General features: G+C 73.8%; 15 protein-coding genes. 5 read left to right on the top strand and 10 right to left on the bottom strand.

Annotated elements, in window-relative coordinates:
- The first annotated feature begins 9 nt into the window (after positions 1-9).
- Together ACWD35_RS27760 and ACWD35_RS27755 are read left to right on the top strand one after the other, a co-directional pair.
- Positions 10-1,173 carry an exonuclease SbcCD subunit D gene (locus ACWD35_RS27760; protein WP_451354032.1) on the top strand — a complete coding sequence of 388 codons (1,164 nt, stop codon included), beginning with the start codon at positions 10-12 and terminating at the stop codon, positions 1,171-1,173.
- The gene (locus ACWD35_RS27755; RefSeq protein ID WP_451354031.1) at positions 1,170-4,163 is read left to right on the top strand and encodes an AAA family ATPase; all 2,994 of its coding nucleotides are present in this window, start codon (positions 1,170-1,172) and stop codon (positions 4,161-4,163) included. The genes ACWD35_RS27760 and ACWD35_RS27755 overlap by 4 nt, the downstream gene beginning before the upstream one ends.
- Here ACWD35_RS27755 and ACWD35_RS27750 read toward each other — a convergent pair.
- On the bottom strand, positions 4,160-4,606 hold the full coding sequence (locus ACWD35_RS27750) for an Lrp/AsnC family transcriptional regulator (RefSeq protein ID WP_451354030.1): 447 nt from the start codon (positions 4,604-4,606) through the stop codon (positions 4,160-4,162). The two genes, ACWD35_RS27755 and ACWD35_RS27750, sit on opposite strands and share 4 nt — an antisense overlap.
- Positions 4,607-4,700: 94 nt before the next feature.
- Here ACWD35_RS27750 and ACWD35_RS27745 point away from each other — a divergent pair, with 94 nt between their 5' ends.
- Together ACWD35_RS27745 and ACWD35_RS27740 are read left to right on the top strand one after the other, a co-directional pair.
- Positions 4,701-5,177: a rhodanese-like domain-containing protein gene (locus tag ACWD35_RS27745; protein ID WP_451354029.1), complete on the top strand. Its 477-nt coding sequence runs from the start codon at positions 4,701-4,703 to the stop codon at positions 5,175-5,177.
- Positions 5,178-5,233: 56 nt separating this feature from the next.
- Positions 5,234-5,749, top strand: a complete 516-nt coding sequence (locus ACWD35_RS27740) for an immunity 21 family protein (RefSeq protein ID WP_451354028.1) — start codon at positions 5,234-5,236, stop codon at positions 5,747-5,749.
- 36 nt (positions 5,750-5,785) lie between these two features.
- Here ACWD35_RS27740 and ACWD35_RS27735 read toward each other — a convergent pair whose 3' ends face one another.
- The 6 genes from ACWD35_RS27735 to ACWD35_RS27710 all read right to left on the bottom strand — a co-directional run bounded on the left by ACWD35_RS27735 (position 5,786) and on the right by ACWD35_RS27710 (position 11,842).
- Positions 5,786-7,024, bottom strand: coding sequence for a cytochrome P450 (locus ACWD35_RS27735; protein ID WP_451354027.1), 1,239 nt, complete (start codon positions 7,022-7,024; stop codon positions 5,786-5,788).
- A gap of 33 nt (positions 7,025-7,057) precedes the next feature.
- Positions 7,058-8,449, bottom strand: a complete 1,392-nt coding sequence (locus ACWD35_RS27730; protein ID WP_451354026.1) for an NAD(P)/FAD-dependent oxidoreductase — start codon at positions 8,447-8,449, stop codon at positions 7,058-7,060.
- Positions 8,439-8,681, bottom strand: coding sequence for a ferredoxin (locus ACWD35_RS27725; RefSeq protein ID WP_451354025.1), 243 nt, complete (start codon positions 8,679-8,681; stop codon positions 8,439-8,441). The genes ACWD35_RS27730 and ACWD35_RS27725 overlap by 11 nt, the downstream gene beginning before the upstream one ends.
- Positions 8,682-8,835: 154 nt before the next feature.
- Entirely contained in the window at positions 8,836-9,513 is a 678-nt protein-coding gene (locus tag ACWD35_RS27720) for a hypothetical protein (protein ID WP_451354024.1), read from the bottom strand.
- A 98-nt stretch (positions 9,514-9,611) separates the two neighbouring features.
- Positions 9,612-11,303, bottom strand: coding sequence for a DUF885 domain-containing protein (locus ACWD35_RS27715; protein WP_451354023.1), 1,692 nt, complete (start codon positions 11,301-11,303; stop codon positions 9,612-9,614).
- Between the two features lie 53 nt (positions 11,304-11,356).
- The gene (locus ACWD35_RS27710) at positions 11,357-11,842 is read right to left on the bottom strand and encodes an Lrp/AsnC family transcriptional regulator (protein WP_451354022.1); all 486 of its coding nucleotides are present in this window, start codon (positions 11,840-11,842) and stop codon (positions 11,357-11,359) included.
- A 60-nt stretch (positions 11,843-11,902) separates the two neighbouring features.
- Between ACWD35_RS27710 and ACWD35_RS27705 the strand changes: the two genes are divergently transcribed.
- Positions 11,903-13,102 carry a trans-sulfuration enzyme family protein gene (locus ACWD35_RS27705; RefSeq protein WP_451354021.1) on the top strand — a complete coding sequence of 400 codons (1,200 nt, stop codon included), beginning with the start codon at positions 11,903-11,905 and terminating at the stop codon, positions 13,100-13,102.
- Between the two features lie 68 nt (positions 13,103-13,170).
- On the opposite strand, the gene ACWD35_RS27700 is transcribed toward ACWD35_RS27705, so the two are convergent.
- The 3 genes from ACWD35_RS27700 to ACWD35_RS27690 form a co-directional block, all read right to left on the bottom strand.
- Positions 13,171-14,607 (bottom strand): N-acetyltransferase family protein, encoded by a 1,437-nt coding sequence (locus ACWD35_RS27700; RefSeq protein WP_451354020.1) that lies wholly within the window; start codon positions 14,605-14,607, stop codon positions 13,171-13,173.
- 100 nt (positions 14,608-14,707) lie between these two features.
- Positions 14,708-17,401, bottom strand: a complete 2,694-nt coding sequence (locus tag ACWD35_RS27695; RefSeq protein ID WP_451354019.1) for a DUF7825 domain-containing protein — start codon at positions 17,399-17,401, stop codon at positions 14,708-14,710.
- A gap of 8 nt (positions 17,402-17,409) precedes the next feature.
- Complete coding sequence (locus ACWD35_RS27690) at positions 17,410-18,822, bottom strand: SWIM zinc finger family protein (RefSeq protein WP_451354018.1); 1,413 nt, start codon at positions 18,820-18,822, stop codon at positions 17,410-17,412.
- Positions 18,823-18,838 lie beyond the last annotated feature (16 nt).

The raw sequence follows: 18,838 nt of genomic DNA, 5'->3' as shown, positions 1-18,838 counted from the left end.
TCGGGGATCATGAGACTCCTGCACACGTCCGACTGGCATCTCGGCCGGGCCTTCCACCGGGTGAACATGCTCGGGGCCCAGGCCGAGTTCATCGGTCACCTCGTCACCACCGTGCGCGAGCGCGCGGTGGACGCGGTGGTCGTGTCGGGCGACGTGTACGACCGCGCGGTGCCCCCGCTCGCCGCGGTCGAGCTGTTCGACGACGCCCTGCACCGGCTCGCCGACCTCGGCGTACCCACGGTGATGATCTCCGGGAACCACGACTCGGCCCGCCGGCTCGGCGTCGGCGCCGGACTCATCGACCGCGCGGGGATCCATCTGCGCACCGAACCGGCCGCCGTCGGTACGCCGGTCGTGCTGGCCGACGACCACGCAGACGTGGCCTTCTACGGGCTGCCGTATCTCGAACCCGCCCTGGTGAAGGACGAGTTCGCGGTGGAGAAGGCGGGCCACGAGGCCGTGCTCGGCGCCGCCATGGACCGGGTCCGCGCCGACCTCGCCACGCGCGCGCGGGGCACCCGCTCCGTCGTCCTCGCCCACGCCTTCGTCACCGGCGGCCGGGCCAGCGACAGCGAGCGGGACATCACCGTCGGCGGGGTGGCCGCCGTACCGGCCGGCGTCTTCGACGGCGTCGACTACGTGGCTCTCGGGCATCTGCACGGCTGCCAGACCCTGACCGAGCGCGTCCGCTACTCGGGCTCCCCGCTCGCCTACTCATTCTCCGAGGCCGATCACCGCAAGAGCATGTGGCTCGTGGACCTGGAGGCCGACGGTGCCGTCACCGCCGAGCGTGTCGACTGCCCGGTGCCGCGCCCCCTCGCCCGGATCCGCGGCACCCTGGAGGGTCTGCTCGCCGACCCGGAGCTGAGCCGCCACGAGGACGCCTGGGTCGAGGCCACCCTCACCGACCCGGTCCGACCCGCCGACCCCATGGCCCGGCTGACCGAGCGCTTCCCGCACACCCTCAGCCTGGTCTTCGCTCCCGAGCGTGCCCCCGACGACCCCGCGGTGTCCTACGCCCGGCGGCTCGCGGGCCGCAGCGACCAGGAGATCGCCCAGGACTTCGTCGCCCATGTGCGCGGCGCCGCGCCCGACGAGCAGGAGACGGCCGTGCTCCGCGAGGCCTTCGACGCGGTGCGCGCCGACGACGCGGTACGGGAGGTGGCCCGGTGAGGCTGCACCGGCTCGACATCACCGCCTTCGGCCCCTTCGGCGGCTCGCAGACCGTCGACTTCGACGCGCTGTCCGCCGCCGGTCTGTTCCTGCTGCACGGCCCGACCGGCGCGGGCAAGACCTCCGTCCTGGACGCCGTCTGCTACGCCCTCTACGGCACCGTGCCCGGCGCCCGGCAGAGCGGCCAGGGGATGCACCTGCGCAGCGACCACGCCGACCCTGCCGCCCGCACCGAGGTCCGCCTCGAACTGACCGTCGCCGGACGCCGGTTGGAGGTCACCCGGCAGCCGCCCTGGGAGCGCCGCAAGCTGCGCGGCAAGGGCACCACGGTAGACAAGGCCCAGACCTGGCTGCGCGAGTACGACACCACGGCCGGCGCCTGGAAGGACCGCAGCCGCTCCCACCAGGAGGTCGGCAACGAGTTCGAGCAGCTCCTCGGCATGAGCCGCGAGCAGTTCTGCCAGGTCGTCCTGCTGCCGCAGGGCGACTTCGCGCGCTTCCTGCGCGCCGACGCCGAGGCCCGCGGCCGGCTGCTGGGCCGCCTCTTCGACACCCAGCGCTTCGCCGACGTCGAGAAGCGGCTCGCCGAGCGCCGCCGCGCCACCGAGGCCCGGGTGCGGGACGGGGACGCCGCGCTGCTCGCCGACGCGCACCGCATGCAACAGGAGGCGGGCGACGCCATGGAGCTGCCCGACCTGGCCCCGGGGGACCCCGGCCTGGCCGAGGCCGTGCTCGGCGCCGCCGCCGTCGCCCGCAGCACCGCCCGCGAACGCCTCACCCTCGCCCACAGCCGCCTCGCCGCCGCCGAGTCCCACCGCGCCGCCGCCCAGCGCACCCTGGACGAGGTACGCGAACTCGCCCGACTTCAGGGTCGGTTCGCCGAGGCCCGGCAGCGGGCCGAGCGCCTCCAGGAGCGGGCCGGTGCGCATCGTGCGGCCCAGGAGCGCATGGAGCGGTCCCGGAAGGCGGAGGCGGTGGCCCCCGCGCTGGAGCTGCGGGAGGCCGCCGAGAGCGAGCACACGAGGGCCGCGCGGGCCGAGACACGCGCGCGCGGGATGCTGCCCGGCTCCTTCGCCGACGCCGGCCCGGCGGGTCTGGCCGCCGCCGCCCGCCGCCTCGCCGAGGAGCTGGGCGGCCTGGAGTCGGCCCGCCGCGCCGAGCAGCGGCTCGGCGCCCTCGCCGAGGAGCGGGCCGGGCTCGACCGGCAGGAGCGCGCCGACGAGGAGGTCCTGCGCGAGGCCGACGCCTGGCTCGCCGACTGGGAGGGCACCCGCGCGGCCCTCCAGTCCCGCGCCGAGTCGGCCCAGGAGGCCGCCACCCGCGCCGAACAGCTCGCCGTCCGGCGCGAACCCGCGCGGGGGCGGCTCAACGCGGCCCGTACGCGCGACAGGTTGGCCTCAGATCTGGAGCAGGCCCAGCAGCGCGCGCACACCTCCCGGCAGGGCGCCCTGGACACCCGTACCCACTGGCTCGACCTCAAGGAAGCGCGCCTGAACGGCATCGCGGCCGAGCTGGCGGCGCACCTCACCGACGGCGAACCCTGCGCCGTCTGCGGAGCCACCGAACACCCCGCGCCCGCCCGCAAGGTCGCCGGACACGTCGACCGCGACGCCGAGGAACGCGCCCTCGCCGCCCACCAGCGGGCCGAGGAGCAGCACGCCGAGGACGAGCGGCGCCTCGGCGTCGTCCGCGAGGCCCTGGCCGCCGCCACCGCCGAGGCGGGCGACACCCCCACCGACCGGCTCGCCGCCGAGGCCGACGAGCTGGAACAGGAGTTCGCCCGCGCGCGCCGCGAGGGCTCCGTCCTGCACGCCGCCCGGGAAGAACTGCGGCGCGCCGAGCACGAGCGGGAACAGCGGCTGGCCGACCGCCAGCAGGCCGCTGTGCGCGCCGCCTCACGCCTCACCCGGCGCGACACCCTGGACCATGAACAGGCCACCTTGCAGCGGGAGTTGGCCGAGGCGCGCGGAACCGCCGACAGCGTGGCCGCGCGTGCCGGGCAACTGGAGCGGCAGACGGCGCTCCTCACCGACGCGGCCGACGCCGCGCGTGCCGCCGACGACGCCGCCCAGCGCCTGAAGGACGCCGACGCCCGCCTCGCCGACGCCGCCTACCGCGCGGGCTTCGACACTCCGCAGGCCGCGGCCGGCGCCCTCCTCGACGCCGCCGCCCATCGCGAGCTGCAGCACCGCCTCGACGCCTGGCAGACGGAGGAGGCCGCCGTACGCGCGGTGCTCGCCGAGGCCGACACGGCCGCCGCGGCCCAGCAGCCGCCCGCCGACCTCGCCACCGCGGAACAGGCCGCGGCCGAGACGGAGCGACGGCTGCGTGAGGCCGCCTCCGCGCGCGACGCCGCCGCCCGTTGCTGCACCGAGCTGGACCGGCTCTCCGCCCGCGCCACCGACGGCGTACGACACCTCGCGCCGCTGCGCGCCGAGTACGACCGGGTGGCCCGCATGGCCTCCCTCACCGCGGGCACGTCGGCCGACAACGACCGCAAGATGCGCCTGGAGTCGTACGTCCTGGCGGCCCGCCTGGAGCAGGTCGCCGCCGCCGCGACCGTACGCCTCCAGCGCATGTCCGCGGGCCGCTACACCCTCGTGCACTCCGACGACCGCGCCGGACGCGGGCGCAGCGGGCTCGGGCTACACGTGGTCGACGCCTGGACCGGCCGCGAACGCGACACCGCCACCCTGTCCGGCGGCGAGACCTTCTTCGCCTCCCTCGCCCTCGCCCTCGGCCTCGCGGATGTCGTCACGGACGAGGCCGGAGGCGTCAGCCTCGATACGCTCTTCATCGACGAGGGCTTCGGCAGCCTCGACGACCAGACCCTCGACGAGGTCCTCGACGTCCTCGACTCGCTGCGCGAACGCGACCGCAGCGTCGGCATCGTCAGCCACGTCGCCGACCTTCGCCGCCGGATCCACGCCCAGTTGGAGGTCGTCAAGGGACGGTCGGGCTCGTCGCTGCGGCAGCGGGGAGTCGGCTAGCGGCCTAGGGCGCGCCGGGGCAGCGGGGACGAGTACACGACGCTCGTGGTCACCGAGCCCAGCGCGCCGATCTTGCCCGAGACCTCCTCCAGGTGGGACATGGACCGCGCGGTGACCTTGATGACGAAGCAGTCGTCACCCGTGACGTGGTGCGCCTCCAGGATCTCCGGTGTCGCGGCCACCAGGTCGTGGAACGGCTTGTAGTTGCCGTTCGGGTACCTGAGCCGCACGAACGCCAGGATCGGCAGGCCGAGCCGCTCGGGGTCCACGACCGCCGCGTATCCCTGGATCACGCCCGCCTCCTCCAGGCGCCGGACGCGTTCGGTGACGGCACTCGGCGACATGGACACCGCGCGCGCCAGTTCGGCATAGCTGGCCCGTCCGTCGCGCTGCAGGGCCTCGAGGATGCGCCAGTCGGTGGCGTCCGGGGAATACACGGTCATCCCGGATGAATAGCAGGGGAATCCCTGGCCGGGCAAGGGTAAGCCGGTGGATCTTCCCTTCAGGGAGCGAGCCGCGGACCGTAGATTTTCGGTCATGATCACCACGACTTCCGAGAACCCCGTCCTCCGCGTCGCCCCCGCCGCCCCGGCCGAGGCCGCGGCCTACTTCCGCGCGAGCCTCGCCTTCCATGCCGACGTCTCCGACGTGGCCGCGGCGCTCGCGGCCGGCGGCGACCCCGGCTTCGTCGTGCTGGACTCCCGCTCCACCGAGTCCTGGGACCAGGGCCACATCCCCGGCGCCGTCCACCTGCCGACCGCGCTCATCCCCGAGCAGGCCGGCCAACTCCTCGACAAGTCCGTGCCGGTGGTGACGTACTGCTGGGGCCCCGGCTGCAACGGCGCCACCCGCGCCGCCCTCGCCCTGGCCGAACTCGGCTACCAAGTCAAGGAGTTGCTCGGCGGCTTCGAGTACTGGGCCCGCGAGGGCTTCGCGTACGAGACCTGGCAGGGCCCCGCCCGCCGCGACGCCGACCCGTTGACCGCGCCGGTCGAGGGCGCATGCGGTTGCTGAGACCGGGAAAACCTGAGAAGTGAACCGGATCCCTTGATTCCGTGTAGGTTCTGACCATGGCGCGATACGCGGATCCAGGCACGCTGGAGTGGGTGGAGTCGGGCGGCGGCCCGTTGATAGCGATACCGGAGACGGTGCTGCCGTTCTGGGCGGGCGCGGACAGCGCCGAACCCGCCTCGGACTACGACCGGGCGTGCGAGGTCGACGGGTACGTCGGTCTGCTCCCGGTCGGCGACAGCGCGGCGCTGGTGTTCGGCGACGACCCCGCCTCGACCTCCTATCTGCCGGACCACGGCACCTTCGTACGGTGGGCCGCCGCCGACTCGGAGGAGGAACTGCTCACCGGCGTCCCCGCCGCCCTGGCCTCGGCGGCATGGGCGCCCGAGATCCACTGGCAGGTGCCCGGCCCGGTGCTGCTGTTCGACTCGGCCTGGCCGGGCGGGACGGCGGACCGTACCGAACACCTGCGCGTCCCCCTGGACGCGGGCACGTACGCGGTGCGCGCCGCCTACGCCCAGCCGGGACCCGAGAACTGGGTCGGTCTGGTCCAGCTCAGGCGGCTCGCGGACTGACCGGAGCCACCCGAGGGGGGAGACCCGAGGCAGACCTCAACGCAGCCCGTCGAACGCGATGTTCAGATGGCGCGGGCCACGGAGCACCGCGTTCTGCCGGTACGGCGGCGGGTCCTCGACCAATCGGGGATTCTCCAGCCGCCGGGCCAGTTCGGACAGGGCGATCTGGGTCTCCAGCCGGGCCAGCGGTGCGCCGAAGCAGCTGTGGATGCCGCTGCCGAAGCCGAGGTGCTGGATGTCCCCGCGGTCCGGGTCGAAGCGGTCGGGGGCCTTGAAGCGCTCGGGGTCACGGTTGCCCGCGGCGAGGACCAGCCAGATGCGGGAGCCCTTCGGGATGGTCACCCCCCGCAGCTCGATGTCGGCGATGCAGGTGCGCTGCGGCACGAGCTGCACCGGCGGCTCGTACCGCAGCAGCTCCTCCACGATCTTCACCGACAGCCCCGGTTCCTCCCGCAGACGATCGAGGAACTCGGGGTGGCGCAACAGGGTGAGCATGCCGTTGGTGATCAGGTTGACCGTCGTCTCGTGACCGGCGATCAGCAGCAGCACCGAGGTGGCCAGCACCTCCATCATCGTCATCGAGCCGTCCGGGCCCTTGCTGTTCACCAGGTCGGACAGCAGGTCGTCCCGCGGCTCCTTGGCGCGCTGCTCGACCAGTCCGGCCAGGTACATGCCGAGCTGCATCCGCGCTTCCTGCGCGGCCTTCGCGAATTCGCCGCCCGTGCCCTCGCGCGTCTCGGGGTCGAGGCTCGCCACCAGCGGGTCCACCCACGCGCGGAAACGCGGCTCGTCCTCGCGCGGCACGCCGAGCAGCCGGCAGATCACCGTCACCGGGAACGGGTAGGCGAACTGGTCGACCAGGTCGATCTGCCGAGCGTCCCCGAAACCGTCGATCAGAGCGGTGACGATGTCGGCCAGTTCACCCCGCATGTTCTCGATCCGGCGCGGCTGGTGCGGCGGCCCGAAGCCCCTGTTGGCGATGCGCCGCAGCCGGTCGTGCTCCGGCGGGTCGAGCCGGATGAAGGACGGCGGCAGTCCGCCCGTCTCCTCCGCCTGAGCCAGCGGGTCGGCCCCGGCGGCGGCCAGGTTGGTGGCGTCGGAGCTGATCCGCGGGTCGTGGAGGAGGGCCTCGATGTCGTAGTACGAGCTGATGATGTAGGGACCGTCCTCCTCGTCGTGGAGCACCGGTGTCTTGCGGAGTTCCTCGTACACCGGATACGGGTTGGCGCGGTTCGCGAAGTCGGTGATCTTGCGCATCATCGAGGCTTCCGTCATGGCAGGTCCTTGGAGCGTCGGGCCGGGCGGCAGTCAGTGGCGGGCGGGGTGGAAGACCAGCTGCTGGTCGGCCGGCGAGTAACCGGTGAGGGTCACCATGGGGCCGTGGGTCGGCAGGGACGGGTCCGGGAAGTCGGCATCCACCGGCTGCCGGCCCTCGGGACGCCGGTCCACCGTCGGGTACTCCACCGGGAACGGCGCACCCCGCTCGATCTGCCGCTGGTAGAACTCCAGCCACCGGGTGTTGTCGAAGGACACGGCGGCCACGATCCGGCCCTTGTGGCCGTAGACGCCGACGAACCGCCGCTCGGCCAGTGACCCTTGCGTGATCATGAGCTGGTCGCCCATGGGCGGCACCCCGACCGACTTGATGTTCACCCTGAACTGCGAGGACCAGAAGGCCGGCATCCACAGGTGCGGGCGGCGGTCGGCGCCCCGGCAGATCATGTTGTGCGCGGCGGTCTCCGCCTGGGCGACGGCGTTGCCCCAGTGCTCCAGCGAGAGGAACTGGTAGCCGAACAGCGCGTGCGGGGACCGCGCGACGTCACCCGCGACGAAGACGTCGTCGGTGACGATGCCCCGGAAGTCGAAGGCCCGGCAGCCCGCGTCACAGGCGATGCCCTGCGGCCCCGCTCCGAGCCCCGACCCGGTCAGCCACTCCGTGTTGCGCATCGACCCCAGCGAGACGACCACGACATCGGACTCGACGATGCTCCCGTCGGACAGATGGACGGCCCGCACCCGGCCGCTGGAGTCGCCCTCCAGCGCGGTCACCGTCACACCGGTGCGCAGGTCCACGCCGTTCTCGGTGTGCAGGTCGGCGGCGACCGAGCCGATCACCCCGCCGAGGGCACCGACCAGCGGGGCGTCGGCACGCTCCGCCACGGTGACGTCGATGCCCGTCTCCCGGCATGCCGAGGCGACCTCCGAACCGGCGAACCCGGCACCGATGACGAAGACCCGGCGGGGCCCGGCCTTCAGCCGCTGGTACAGCGCGGCGGCGTCGTCACGCGTGCGCAGCAGGAAGACGCCGTCCAGCCGGGCCTCGTCCTCGTTGAACCAGGGCCGGGAGCGGACACCGGTCGCGATGAGCAGCCGGTCGTACTCCACCTCGTCCCCGTCGGCGAGCCGTACGCGCTTCGCCGACAGGTCGAGACCGGCCGCCGCGACGCCGAGCCGCCACTTGGCGTCGATCTCCCGGCGCTGGGGCAGCTCGGTGTGGAGCGGGGAGGCCCTGCCGAGCAGCACCGCCTTGGACAGCGGCGGCCGGTCGTACGGCTCGTACGGCTCGTCACCGATCATGGTGAGCGAACCGGCGAAGCCCTCGGCGCGCAGCGTCTCGCCGGCCCGCAGGCCGGCCAGCGAGGCGCCGACGATCACGATCCGGCCCTCGCGCCTGAGCCAGTCCATGTAGTCAGCGGCCATGGGAGGCCTCCCGGCCGTCCCCGGCCCGGTCACCCGTGTCCTCCAGCCCGTCGGCCGTGATCGCCTGCACCGGGCAGGCGGCGACGGCCCGCGCCAGCCGCTCCCGCTGCTCCTCAGGCGCCCGCGGGTTGTAGACCAGCGACTCCTCGCCGTGCATGGCGAAGACGTCGGGCGCGAGGAACGCGCACTGCGCGTACCCCTGACACTTGTTGAGATCGACCACGAGCCTCATCGACGCTGTGCCCTTCCGGTGGCCAGGTCCGGTGCGCATCACCGCAGTGCGCGGGCGGCTCCGGACAGCGGTCATGTCCCGCTCGCCAGCATGGAAGCCGGGCGGGGGCCGCGCGCCCCGGGGCACGCCGTTCGGGTGAGCGACCTCCGGCGGGTCACGGGGACGCCGTGGCGCGGGACCCGGTACGGCCGCCCGCCACGAGGATGTACACGCCGACTACCAACGACCAGGCGGGGAAGAGCAGTTCCGCCCAGGGAACGTACGACGCGACGAAGAGCAGCGTCACGGCGGTGAGGAAGCCCAGGAGCGTGAGCGGGCGCGGCAGCACGTCGAGGCGGTGCCCGATCACCGACAGGGAGCACACGAAGACGGCCGCCATCCGCACCGTGTACTCCGTCAGCAGGGTGAACGCGAAGTGGCGGCCGAAGTCCCACGCTTGCAGCTCGGGAGCGGCACCGGCGGGGTGCTCGACCGCGAGTACGGCGTTCGCCGCCGCGGCGGCGGCGAACATCGTGGCGGTGAAGACGAGCCCGCTGCCGAGGAAGACGGTGGCGAGGAACTTGTCCTCGGCCGCTCCGAGGTGAGCCCGTACGGCACCGATGAACCACAGGAAGAAGATGCCCGCGAACGGCACCAGGGCGAGGGCCGTCCGCAGCGCGGCGCGCTGCCCGGAGTCGGTGAACCCCTTGGCCGTGACCGCCCCGGCCCCCTGGGGAATTCCCAGCCGGACCAGGACGATCGCCGCCGCGAACAGCAGGGCGAAGGCGACCCCGGCCAGCCCCGCGCCCCGCGGCGCCTGCAACGCCTGCTGCCCAGGCCCTTTGTCCGGCATACGCGGCCCGCCTCCTCCGAATCGCCCCGGCATCAGCAAGCCGCGTGCGCCCCGCTCCCGCCACTGGGGGACGGCCGTACGGCTGAGGACCCGAAGGATCAGAGCTGGGACAGCTCGTCCACCAGGTCGTCCAGGCCCAGCGAGCCCTGGGAGAGGGCCGCCATGTGCCAGGCCTTCAGGTCGAAGCCGGCGCCGTGCCGCTCGCGCGCCTTCTCCCGGCCCAGCAGCCAGGCCCGCTCGCCCAGCTTGTAGCCGATCGCCTGGCCCGGCATGGTCAGGTAGCGGGTCAGCTCGCTCTCCACGAAGTCCGCCGGGCGGCTGCTGTGCGCGCCGAAGAACTCCTGCGCCAGCTCCGGAGTCCAGCGCTCACCCGGGTGGAAGGGCGAGTCGGCCGGGATCTCCAGCTCCAGGTGCATGCCGATGTCGATGATCACCCGGACCGCGCGCATCATCTGCGCGTCCAGGTAGCCCAGCCGCTCCTCCGGGTTCGTGAGGTAACCCAGCTCGTCCATCAGACGCTCCGCGTACAGCGCCCAGCCCTCCGCGTTGGCGCTGACCCCGCCGACCGTGGCCTGGTAGCGGGAGAGGTCCCCCGCCACGTGCGCCCACTGCGCGAGCTGGAGGTGGTGGCCGGGCACGCCCTCGTGGTACCAGGTCGACACCAGGTCGTACGCCGGGAACCGGGTCTGGCCCATGGTCGGCAGCCAGGTGCGGCCGGGCCGCGAGAAGTCCTCCGAGGGGGCCGTGTAGTACGGCGCCGCGGCACCGCCGGGCGGGGCGATCATCGCCTCCACCTTCCGTACCCGCTCGGCGAGTTCGAAGTGCGTGCCGTCCAGGTCCTCGATGGCCTTGTCCATCAGGCCCTGCAGCCACTCCCGCACCTCCTCCACGCCCTCGATGTGCCGGCCGTGCTCGTCCAGGTGCGCGAGCGCCGCCCACGGTGTCTCCGCGCCGGGCAGGATCTTCTCCGCCTCCTGCTTCATCTCGCCGAGGAGCCGGTGGAACTCCGCCCAGCCGTACGCGTACGCCTCGTCCAGGTCGAGGTCGGTGCCGTTGAAGTAGCGGGCGCACACCGCGTACCGCTCGCGGCCCACCGTGTTCGGGGCGCCCTCGATGGCCGGCGCGTACACGTCGCGCAGCCAGTCGCGCAGCTCCACCGTGGCCGCTGTGGCCGTACGGGCCGCCGCGTTCAGCTCGGCGCGCAGCGCGTCCGGTCCGGCGCAGACGAAGTCCTCGTACCAGCCGCGGCCCTGGCCGTCCGTGTCCGTCCAATCGGTGAGCTGGCCGATGAAGGTCGCGGTCGGCCGCGGAGCCGCGTACAGCTTGCGCTCCAGTCCCAGCGCCAGCGACGCGCGGTAGCCCGCGAGCGCGTCCGGCACCGCGCGCAGCCGCTCGGCGATCGCCGCCCAGTCCTGCTCGGTCTGCGTCGGCGTCACCGTGAAGATGTCCCGCACCGAGTGGCCGGGCGTGTGCATGTTGCCGACCGCGCGCAGATGCTCGTCCGCCTCGTGCATGGCGAGTTCGGCGGTCAGCCGTTCCCGCAGCAGCCGCCCGCAGCGGCGCTCCACGTCACTGTCCGCACCGGGCTGCCGCTCGGCCTCGTCCAGCTTCGTGAGTGTGGCCCGCGCCAGCTCCGCGAGGGCCTCCTGACCGGCGGGCGAGTAGTCGGGCAGCTTGCTCGAACTGTCCAGCACACCGAGGTAGGTACCGGTCACCGGGTCCAGGGCGATGAGGTCGTCCACATACGTGTCGGCCACCTGACGGGGCAACGGGCTCTTGGTCTCAGACATGCCGACCATCCTCATACGGCGAGGAAGCCTGCGTCACCCATGTATCACGGGATTCAGCTCTGGGCGTGCCCGGGCGGCAGCAGCGGCCCGCAGTCCCACTGCTGGAAGATCAACCGGGTCTCCACCCGGGCGACTTCGCGCTGCGAGGTGAACTCGTCCAGCACCAGCCGCTGCAGATCGGCCATGTCCGCCACCGCCACGTGCACGAGATAGTCGTCGGGCCCGGTCAGATGGAACACCGTGCGCGACTCGGGCAGCGACCGGATCCGCTCCACGAACGGTCCCACCAGCTCCCGCCGGTGCGGCCGGACCTGCACCGACAGCAGCGCCTCCAGGCCGCGCCCGAGCTTCGCCGGGTCCAGCCGCAGCTGGTGCCCGAGGATCACGCCCGAGCGGCGCAGCCGGGTCACCCGGTCCAGACACGTCGACGGAGCCACGCCCACCTGAGCGGCGAGGTCGCGGTAGGTGATCCGGGCGTCGTTCTGCAGCAGCCGCAGCAGATGGAGGTCCACCGGATCCAGTACGACAGATTCGGCCATTGGCCGAACGTAGCACGGCGAACGAATCCGGTCACCCGTTCGGTGTTCACCCTTCCCGCCATGGACACAGCGAGCATGGGTGCGTACGACGACGTACGCACCGCATCGAGAGCCCTGGCCACCGAGGCCGTGCACGCCGGCCGCGACGACCTCGCCCGCCAGGGGCTGCACGCCCCGCCGATCGACCTGTCCACCACCTACCCTTCCTACGACAGCCGCGCCGAGGCCGCCCGCATCGACTCCTTCGCCACCGACGGCGCCGACCCGGTGGGCCCGCCGGTCTACGGCCGCCTCGGCAACCCGACCGTCGCCCGCTTCGAGACCGCCCTGGCCCGCCTGGAGGGCACCGAGTCCGCGGTCGCGTTCGCCAGCGGCATGGCCGCGCTCAGCGCGGTCCTCCTCGCCCGGTCCGCCATGGGCCTGCGACACGTCGTCGCCGTACGGCCCCTGTACGGCTGCAGCGACCACCTGCTGACCGCGGGGCTGCTCGGCACCGAGGTCACCTGGACCGACCCGGCCGGCATCACCGACGCGCTCCGTCCGGACACCGGTCTGGTGATGGTCGAGTCCCCGGCCAACCCCACCCTCGCCGAACTCGACCTGCGGGCTATCGCCCACGCCTGCGGCTCGGTCCCGCTGCTCGCCGACAACACCTTCGCCACGCCCGTCCTGCAGCGTCCGGCGGAACTCGGCGCCCGCCTGGTGCTGCACAGCGCCACCAAGTACCTCGGCGGCCACGGCGACGTGCTGGCCGGCGTGGTGGCCTGCGACGAGGAGTTCGCGGGACGGCTCCGGCAGATACGTTTCGCCACCGGTGGTGTCCTGCACCCGCTGGCGGGCTACCTGCTGCTGCGCGGGCTCTCCACGCTCCCGGTGCGGGTGCGCGCGGCCTCGGCGAACGCCGCCGAACTCGTCCGTCGGCTCGCCGGTGACCCGCGCGTGGCCCGCGTCCACTATCCGCGGCTCGGCGGCGCGATGATCGCCTTCGAGGTGCACGGAGACCCGCACGAGGTCATCTCCCGGGTCCGGCTGATCACCCCGGCGGTCAGCCTCGGCAGCGTCGACACGCTCATCCAGCACCCCGCGTCCATCAGCCACCGCATCGTCGACGCCGACGACCGGCGCGGCGCCGGGGTGAGCGACCGCCTGCTGCGCCTCTCGGTGGGCCTGGAGGACGCCGACGACCTCTGGGCGGACCTGGACAACGCCCTCGGGGAGCGGGTGCGGACGCCGGTGCCGCTCCAGGAGGCGAAGGCCTGAACCTGACGTTCCCGAACGCGTACGGCCCGGCGCAATGTCGCCGGGCCGTCGCGCTTGTGTGAGGGCTCTCAGTCCTTGCGGGCCGGGCCGCCGAGCTGCTCCTGCCGGGTCTCGTACGGCGGCAGGGAGGCGACCGGGGTGGCGTCCAGGCGGGCCGTGATGACCAGGGTGCCCTCCTCGATCTGGTAGTCCAGGGGCAGCCCGAGTCCGCGCATCGCGGCGACCATGCCCGTGTTGGAGGCCTGCGTCACGGCGTACACGCTCTCGCAGCCCGCCTCCACCGCCATCGCCACCAGCCGGCCGAGCAGCTCGGTGCCGATACCGCGCTGCTGCCAGTCGTCCTCGACGAGCAGCGCGACCTCCGTCTCGTCGCCGTCCCACAGCAGATGCCCGAGGCCGACGATGCGGCCCGAGGCGGTCTGCACGGCCAGGGTGCGCCCGAAGCGGGGGCTGAGCAGGTGGTTCAGATAACGGTCCGTGTCGCCGACCGGCCCGTGGTAGCGCATGCCGAGCGTGCGCGGCGAGCACCGCTCGTGCATCGCCTTGGCCGCCGCCCGATCGCCGGTGTCGACCCGGCGCACGGTGATGTCGTTGCCCTCGGGCAGCGTCAGGACGTCCTGGCCGCGCGGAATCCGCGGACCGAGCCGGCTGTCCAGCTCCACCAGTGCGCGCGCCCGCGCGAACTCGGTCGGCGTGAACGGCAGGTACGGCCGTTCCACCGTGAGCACCCCGCCCTCCGGCGCCCGCAGCCACATGACGGTGTCGTCCAGGACGCCCTCGACCGGCACCTGCTCCGCCGCGCGGCCTCCGCCGGTCGGCGTGCCGGGCAGCGAACGGATCGTGCACCGGCCCAGCAACTGCCGTAGCGCCAGGGGAAGTTCGGAGGGATCCAGCGCGGTGCGGGCCGCCAGGCCGAGGACCCGGGTGGGGGCGTCGACCAGGTCGTGGGCGTCGGCCCGCTCGGTCCACGTCGAGGTGCCTCCGGCCGCCGCGACGACCCGGGTGAGCTCGGCCGCCGTCAGCGTGTCCGGCGCCCGCAGCAGGAACTCGTCCACCGTGCCGTCGGCCAGCGGGTGTGTCTGCAGGCTCAGGATGTCGACCTGCCCGGCGGCCAACGCCGTGCACAGCGCGGCCAGCGAACCCGGCTCGTCCATCACGGTCGTCCGCATCCGCCACAGCGTGCTCGCCCGGTCCGTGCCCGGGGCCTGCGCCTCCGGGGCTCCGGACGGCCCGGCCGACCGCGTCCGAGCGGCCGGCCGGGCACCGGTATCTTCCGTCGGCGGTGCGTGCCCGTGGCGGCGTGCCCACCAGATGTGGAAGCCCGCCGTCGCGGCGAGCACGACCGCCGAGATCACCAGCAGCGCCGGGCCGCCGGGGCCGTGCCCGACAACGTTGGCCACGGCGTCGGCCACCGCGACCGCCGTGAACAGGGCGGCGAGTTCGACGACGTCCCGCCGCCAGTGGTGCACGGGCCGACCGTGCTTCGCTCGGGTCACATCGGGCATGTCTGGTGTCATATGCTCACTGTGGACGAGCGGTGTTGCGTGATCACGAACTGCTTGTGACCGATGGGTTAAGCATGCTCCGCCCCTTTTATTGGGATTTCTACTGTCCGGGTGTTCTCCTTTCGGGCTGTGCTCCTCCCGTCACGCTGTGCGCGCCCTCCAGGGCGTCCCGCAGTCGCCGGGCCTCGGCCGCCAGGCGCGAGCCGCCCTTGCGCGAGGCGATCTCCGCCAGGTGGGGCAGCTCTCCGCTCGCCCCGGTCCGCTCGGCACAGTCCGCGGCGACGGCCAGCAGCTCCCCGAGTCCCCGCGGTGCCACGGCGGCGGCCTCGGGCTGGGCGGTCGTGAGGTCGGCGAGCAGCGGGGGCAGGGTGTGCCGGAGCGCGCCCCAGATCGTCGCGTTGGCCCCGGTGTCCGCCGCCGTCCGCGCCGACTCTGCCAGCCGCAGCGGCTTCACCGCCCCGCGCCGCACCAACTCGCCGAGATCCCGGCCCAGCCGCTCCGTGTCCAGCTGCTCCCGCGCCGCGAGCACCAGCAGAGCGTCCACGGCGGCCAGCCGGTCCTCCTGCTGCCGGGCGCTCAGCCCGTACGCGATGCACAGGTGCACCGCCTCGCCCGCCTCGCCGCCGGACTCGGCGAGCAGCGGCAGGACGGCGGCGCCCCGGCCGCCCGCCACGGCCGTCTCCGCCAGGTCGTGCAGCAGCCGGGCCGCGACCAGTTCCCGCCGCTCGGGCAGTACCGCGAGCCAGTGCGGGCGTAGCGCCACGCTCCGGTGGTAGCAGTACCAGCGGCCGTCGGAGGCGGAGACGGGCCGGCCCAGCCGGTGGAACGCCTGCGGGAAACCCTCCTGGAACTCCAGGACTTCGCCCAGGTCCAGGAGGACCAGCGCGCCCTCGGTCTGGCGACTGGTCGAGGGCTGCGCGGCAGCGGGGGCGGTCAGCCAGCGGGCGAGCCGGTCCCCCTCGTGCGTGCCGAGCGCCCGCGCCCTGCGGGCCGCCTCTTCGGCCGCCGCACGGTCGCCCCGGCGCACGCGCAGCAGGGCTTGGCCGAAGTCGGACGCGCCGACCCGGGCGGCCAGTCGCCGGTACTCCGCGAGGCGGTCCACCAACTCGTCCGGCTCCAGCAGGCCCGTGCTCCAGCTGGGCGTGGCCAGCAGCAGGGGCAGCGGTTCCGCGCGCAGGCGGTACGCCACCTCGCACAGCCGGGCGTCGAACGCGCGGGCAAGGCCGCTGTGCGGGCACGGGTGCCCGTCGAGCCCACGCTGTACCGCCGCGTGCAGCGTGGCCGTCCGCACCTTGCCGTGCAGGGATGCCAGGAGCAGATCGAGGCCTTGCGCGGTGTCGAGGAGGCCGTAGTGCGCGCTGCCGAAGAGGTCGTCGGTGCGCGGCCATTCGGGGTAGTCCGCTCCGGACCACCAGCGGTTCGCGATCACCGGTGCCAGTGCTGCGCGCAGTGCGTCCGGGTCCTGGTAGGTGTGCCGCACCAGACCGTCCAGCGCCCGCTCGAACGCGGCCACGTCACCGCCCGACGCGAGCAGCGCGCCGACCTCCTCGGCCAATTCGACCGCCGTCCGAGGCGCGGGCGCGAGCCGGACCGGCTCCGGTGCGGGCGGCAGCAGCTCCTCGTACGTCTCCGGGGTCCGGTCCGTCGCGGGGATGCCCAGCGCGGCGGAGGCCCGTGCGCGCAGTGCCGGGGTCAACTGGTCGGCAAGCACGCAGAGTTCCTCGCGTACGTCGGCGGAGCCCGGCTTCCCAGCGTGCCGTTCGACGAGTTTCAGCGCGCGCTCCTGCACCTGGGTGTCCTCGTGGCCGAACGCCTGGGCCACGACCGGAAGCAGCTCCGGCGCGGCGGCGGTGTCGCGGGACAACACCTTCCCGAGCAGCACGAGTTGGGCCCGGACCAGCTTCTTCTCGCTGCGGAAGAGGAGCCCTTCGGAGGCCTCGGCCAGCTGCCGTGCGGTCAGTTCCCCGTCCAGGGCCAGGGCGGCGAGCACCGCCTGGGCATGGGCGGCCACGGGGGAGACCGCGTCCCGGGCTAGCGCCGTCCAGTCGGCGACCCGCTCGCGCTCCTCCGCGCGGGTCAGGCCGAGCCGGGTCAGCATCGGCAGGAAGATCCGGTGGTCCGTGGGGCCGCCCCCGCGCAGCAGCCGGGCCACGCAGGCGTCGGTCAGGAACGCCCGGTCGAGGAAGCCCTCCTGGGCCAGGGTCGCGAGGGCGCTCTGCCAGGAGTCCGGTCCGTCTTCGAGCACCCAGCGGACCTCACCGAGGTCCCCGAGGGCGAAGAGCCCGGTGACCAACGGGACCAGCTGCGGCTCGCGGCGCAGCTCTGCGACGATGCGGCCCGGGCCCCAGCCGCCCCCGATGTGCTGGACCCAGCCGATGACATAGGCGTCCGTCACCGGCACCTCACCGCCCGACCTGCTCGCCAGGCCCGCCATCAGCTCGTACGGCACCCGCGCGGACACCGGCCGCTGGGCCAGCCGCTGCGCGACATCTGCCAGCCAGCCGGTGTCCCGGTGCTCCAGCGCCTCCAGCAGGGTCTCGGCCGGCGCCTGGCTCCAGCGCATGTCCGCCCCCACGAGCCAGCCGGCCGCCGCAGCCGCACCGGTGTGACAGGCGGCCCCGGCCAGGTGCAGCGCCGGATGGATGCGCGTCGGTCCGGCCTCCCAGCTCGGCAGCGCCCGCAGTTCCTTGCGCAGCTCCTTCAACTGGGGGAGGACCGAGCGCCTTTCGTCGTCCGTCATCTCCGTCAGCACGCGCAGCGTCTCCGCCGTGCCTCCGGTCCGTACCGCTGTCATCAGCGCACTCACCGCACACCCCCGTCGATCCCAATCCCCGTCATGCCCTGCTCCGCTACAGCGCCCCGCCGCACCATCCGCACCGCCAGCGCGTGCTTGCACGGTCCGCGCCCGCCCCGGTACTTGGCCCACCACAGACAGCTGCACGTCAGGGCCCCCGCCTCGTCGCGCACCCGGTGCACATGGCCGTCCTCGGCGGTCACGGTGGCGAGCGTGCCGTCCATGGCCACGGCGCCCGCGGCCACCAGTTCCCGCGCGGACCGCAGGCGCGGATTGTGCCGCTCGACGCGCTCGGCGTCGTACGGCAGTTCACGGTGGAAGTAGGCCGCCTCTGCCGTGTCGTAGCCGACCCGGCCCGAGGTGCCGAGGCGCACCAGGGCGGCCCGCACCCGCTCGGGCGTCAGGCCCGAGGCCGCCGCGAGGTCGGCTACGTCGACGCGTGGCTCCCAGGCCAGCAGCACGGCGACCAACTCGGCGTCCCCGGCGGCCTCGTCGGTGGCGAGGGCGTCCAGGACGCCGCCCTCCCCGGAGAAGCCGCGCGAGGTGTCCGGCGACAGGGTGAGGGTGAGCCGCATGCCGGGCAGGACGACCTCCCAGGCGGCGGCCGTCGCGGCCGTACCGCTGACCGTGGGGCCGTACACGCGCAGGGCCGTCGCGTGCCGCAGCACCCGTTGGAGCGCGACCAGCCGCTCCGGGCCCGGCAGGCACACGGCACCCGGCACCGCCCGGGTCGTCGGCCGCAGCCCGCGGCCCACCGGCACCACCCAGCGCGGGCCCGCCGGGGCCCGCCGCCCCGTGCCCGCCCGGGGCAGCCCACGCAGGAACCGCACCGCCCCGTCCGCCGGAAGCTCGGCCCGCAGCTCGAACCCGGCCGCGATCACCTGAGCCTCCGCGAAGCCGCGCAGCCACCGGTCGGGCAGCGGTACCTTCTTCTCCACCACGGGACCGTCGAGCGTGGTGACGGCCAGCTCCTCCGGGCCCACGCGCAGATGCAGCGGGTCGTCGCCGCCGATCCGGGAGAGGGCCTCGCGCAGCGGGTTGTTGACGTCGACGTTCGTCGTCCCGTGCCCCACCTCGCCGCCGTCCAGGCCCGGGGTGAGCACGTCCAGGCGCGCGTACACCCCACCGCAGCCGGAGAAGGACTCGAAGCGCAGCCGGTCGCCGTTGCCCGTCACCACCGGGTCGAGCGAGGCGCGCAGCTGCGGCTGGTAGTATCGCGCCGCCGCCACGTCGGCCACCGCGAGCAGCCCGGCGGCGGCGACCTGAGGCGAGGTCAGAAAGCCGGCGAAGAAGCGCGGGTGGTCCTGGGTGCCGGTGGGTGTGGCACCTCTGGAAGTCTCCAGTCCCAGCAGTCGTCCGTCCGCCCCTGAGCGCAGCACGGAGGGTTGGCGATAGGCCACTGCCTGCAGTGATCGCGTCATGGGAAAAACCGTAAAG

The sequence above is a fragment of the Streptomyces sp. NPDC002671 genome (assembly GCF_053592475.1).
This window is presented reverse-complemented; position numbering and strand designations above follow the sequence as displayed.

Coding starts and splice junctions, on each gene's coding strand:
- ACWD35_RS27760 (WP_451354032.1), top strand. CDS start 10: ATGAGACTCCTGCACACGTCCGACTGGCATCTCGGCCGGGCCTTCCAC.
- ACWD35_RS27750 (WP_451354030.1), bottom strand. CDS start 4,606: ATGACCGTGTATTCCCCGGACGCCACCGACTGGCGCATCCTCGAGGCC.
- ACWD35_RS27745 (WP_451354029.1), top strand. CDS start 4,701: ATGATCACCACGACTTCCGAGAACCCCGTCCTCCGCGTCGCCCCCGCC.
- ACWD35_RS27740 (WP_451354028.1), top strand. CDS start 5,234: ATGGCGCGATACGCGGATCCAGGCACGCTGGAGTGGGTGGAGTCGGGC.
- ACWD35_RS27735 (WP_451354027.1), bottom strand. CDS start 7,024: ATGACGGAAGCCTCGATGATGCGCAAGATCACCGACTTCGCGAACCGC.
- ACWD35_RS27730 (WP_451354026.1), bottom strand. CDS start 8,449: ATGGCCGCTGACTACATGGACTGGCTCAGGCGCGAGGGCCGGATCGTG.
- ACWD35_RS27725 (WP_451354025.1), bottom strand. CDS start 8,681: ATGAGGCTCGTGGTCGATCTCAACAAGTGTCAGGGGTACGCGCAGTGC.
- ACWD35_RS27720 (WP_451354024.1), bottom strand. CDS start 9,513: ATGCCGGACAAAGGGCCTGGGCAGCAGGCGTTGCAGGCGCCGCGGGGC.
- ACWD35_RS27715 (WP_451354023.1), bottom strand. CDS start 11,303: ATGTCTGAGACCAAGAGCCCGTTGCCCCGTCAGGTGGCCGACACGTAT.
- ACWD35_RS27710 (WP_451354022.1), bottom strand. CDS start 11,842: ATGGCCGAATCTGTCGTACTGGATCCGGTGGACCTCCATCTGCTGCGG.
- ACWD35_RS27705 (WP_451354021.1), top strand. CDS start 11,903: ATGGACACAGCGAGCATGGGTGCGTACGACGACGTACGCACCGCATCG.
- ACWD35_RS27700 (WP_451354020.1), bottom strand. CDS start 14,607: ATGCCCGATGTGACCCGAGCGAAGCACGGTCGGCCCGTGCACCACTGG.
- ACWD35_RS27695 (WP_451354019.1), bottom strand. CDS start 17,401: ATGACAGCGGTACGGACCGGAGGCACGGCGGAGACGCTGCGCGTGCTG.
- ACWD35_RS27690 (WP_451354018.1), bottom strand. CDS start 18,822: ATGACGCGATCACTGCAGGCAGTGGCCTATCGCCAACCCTCCGTGCTG.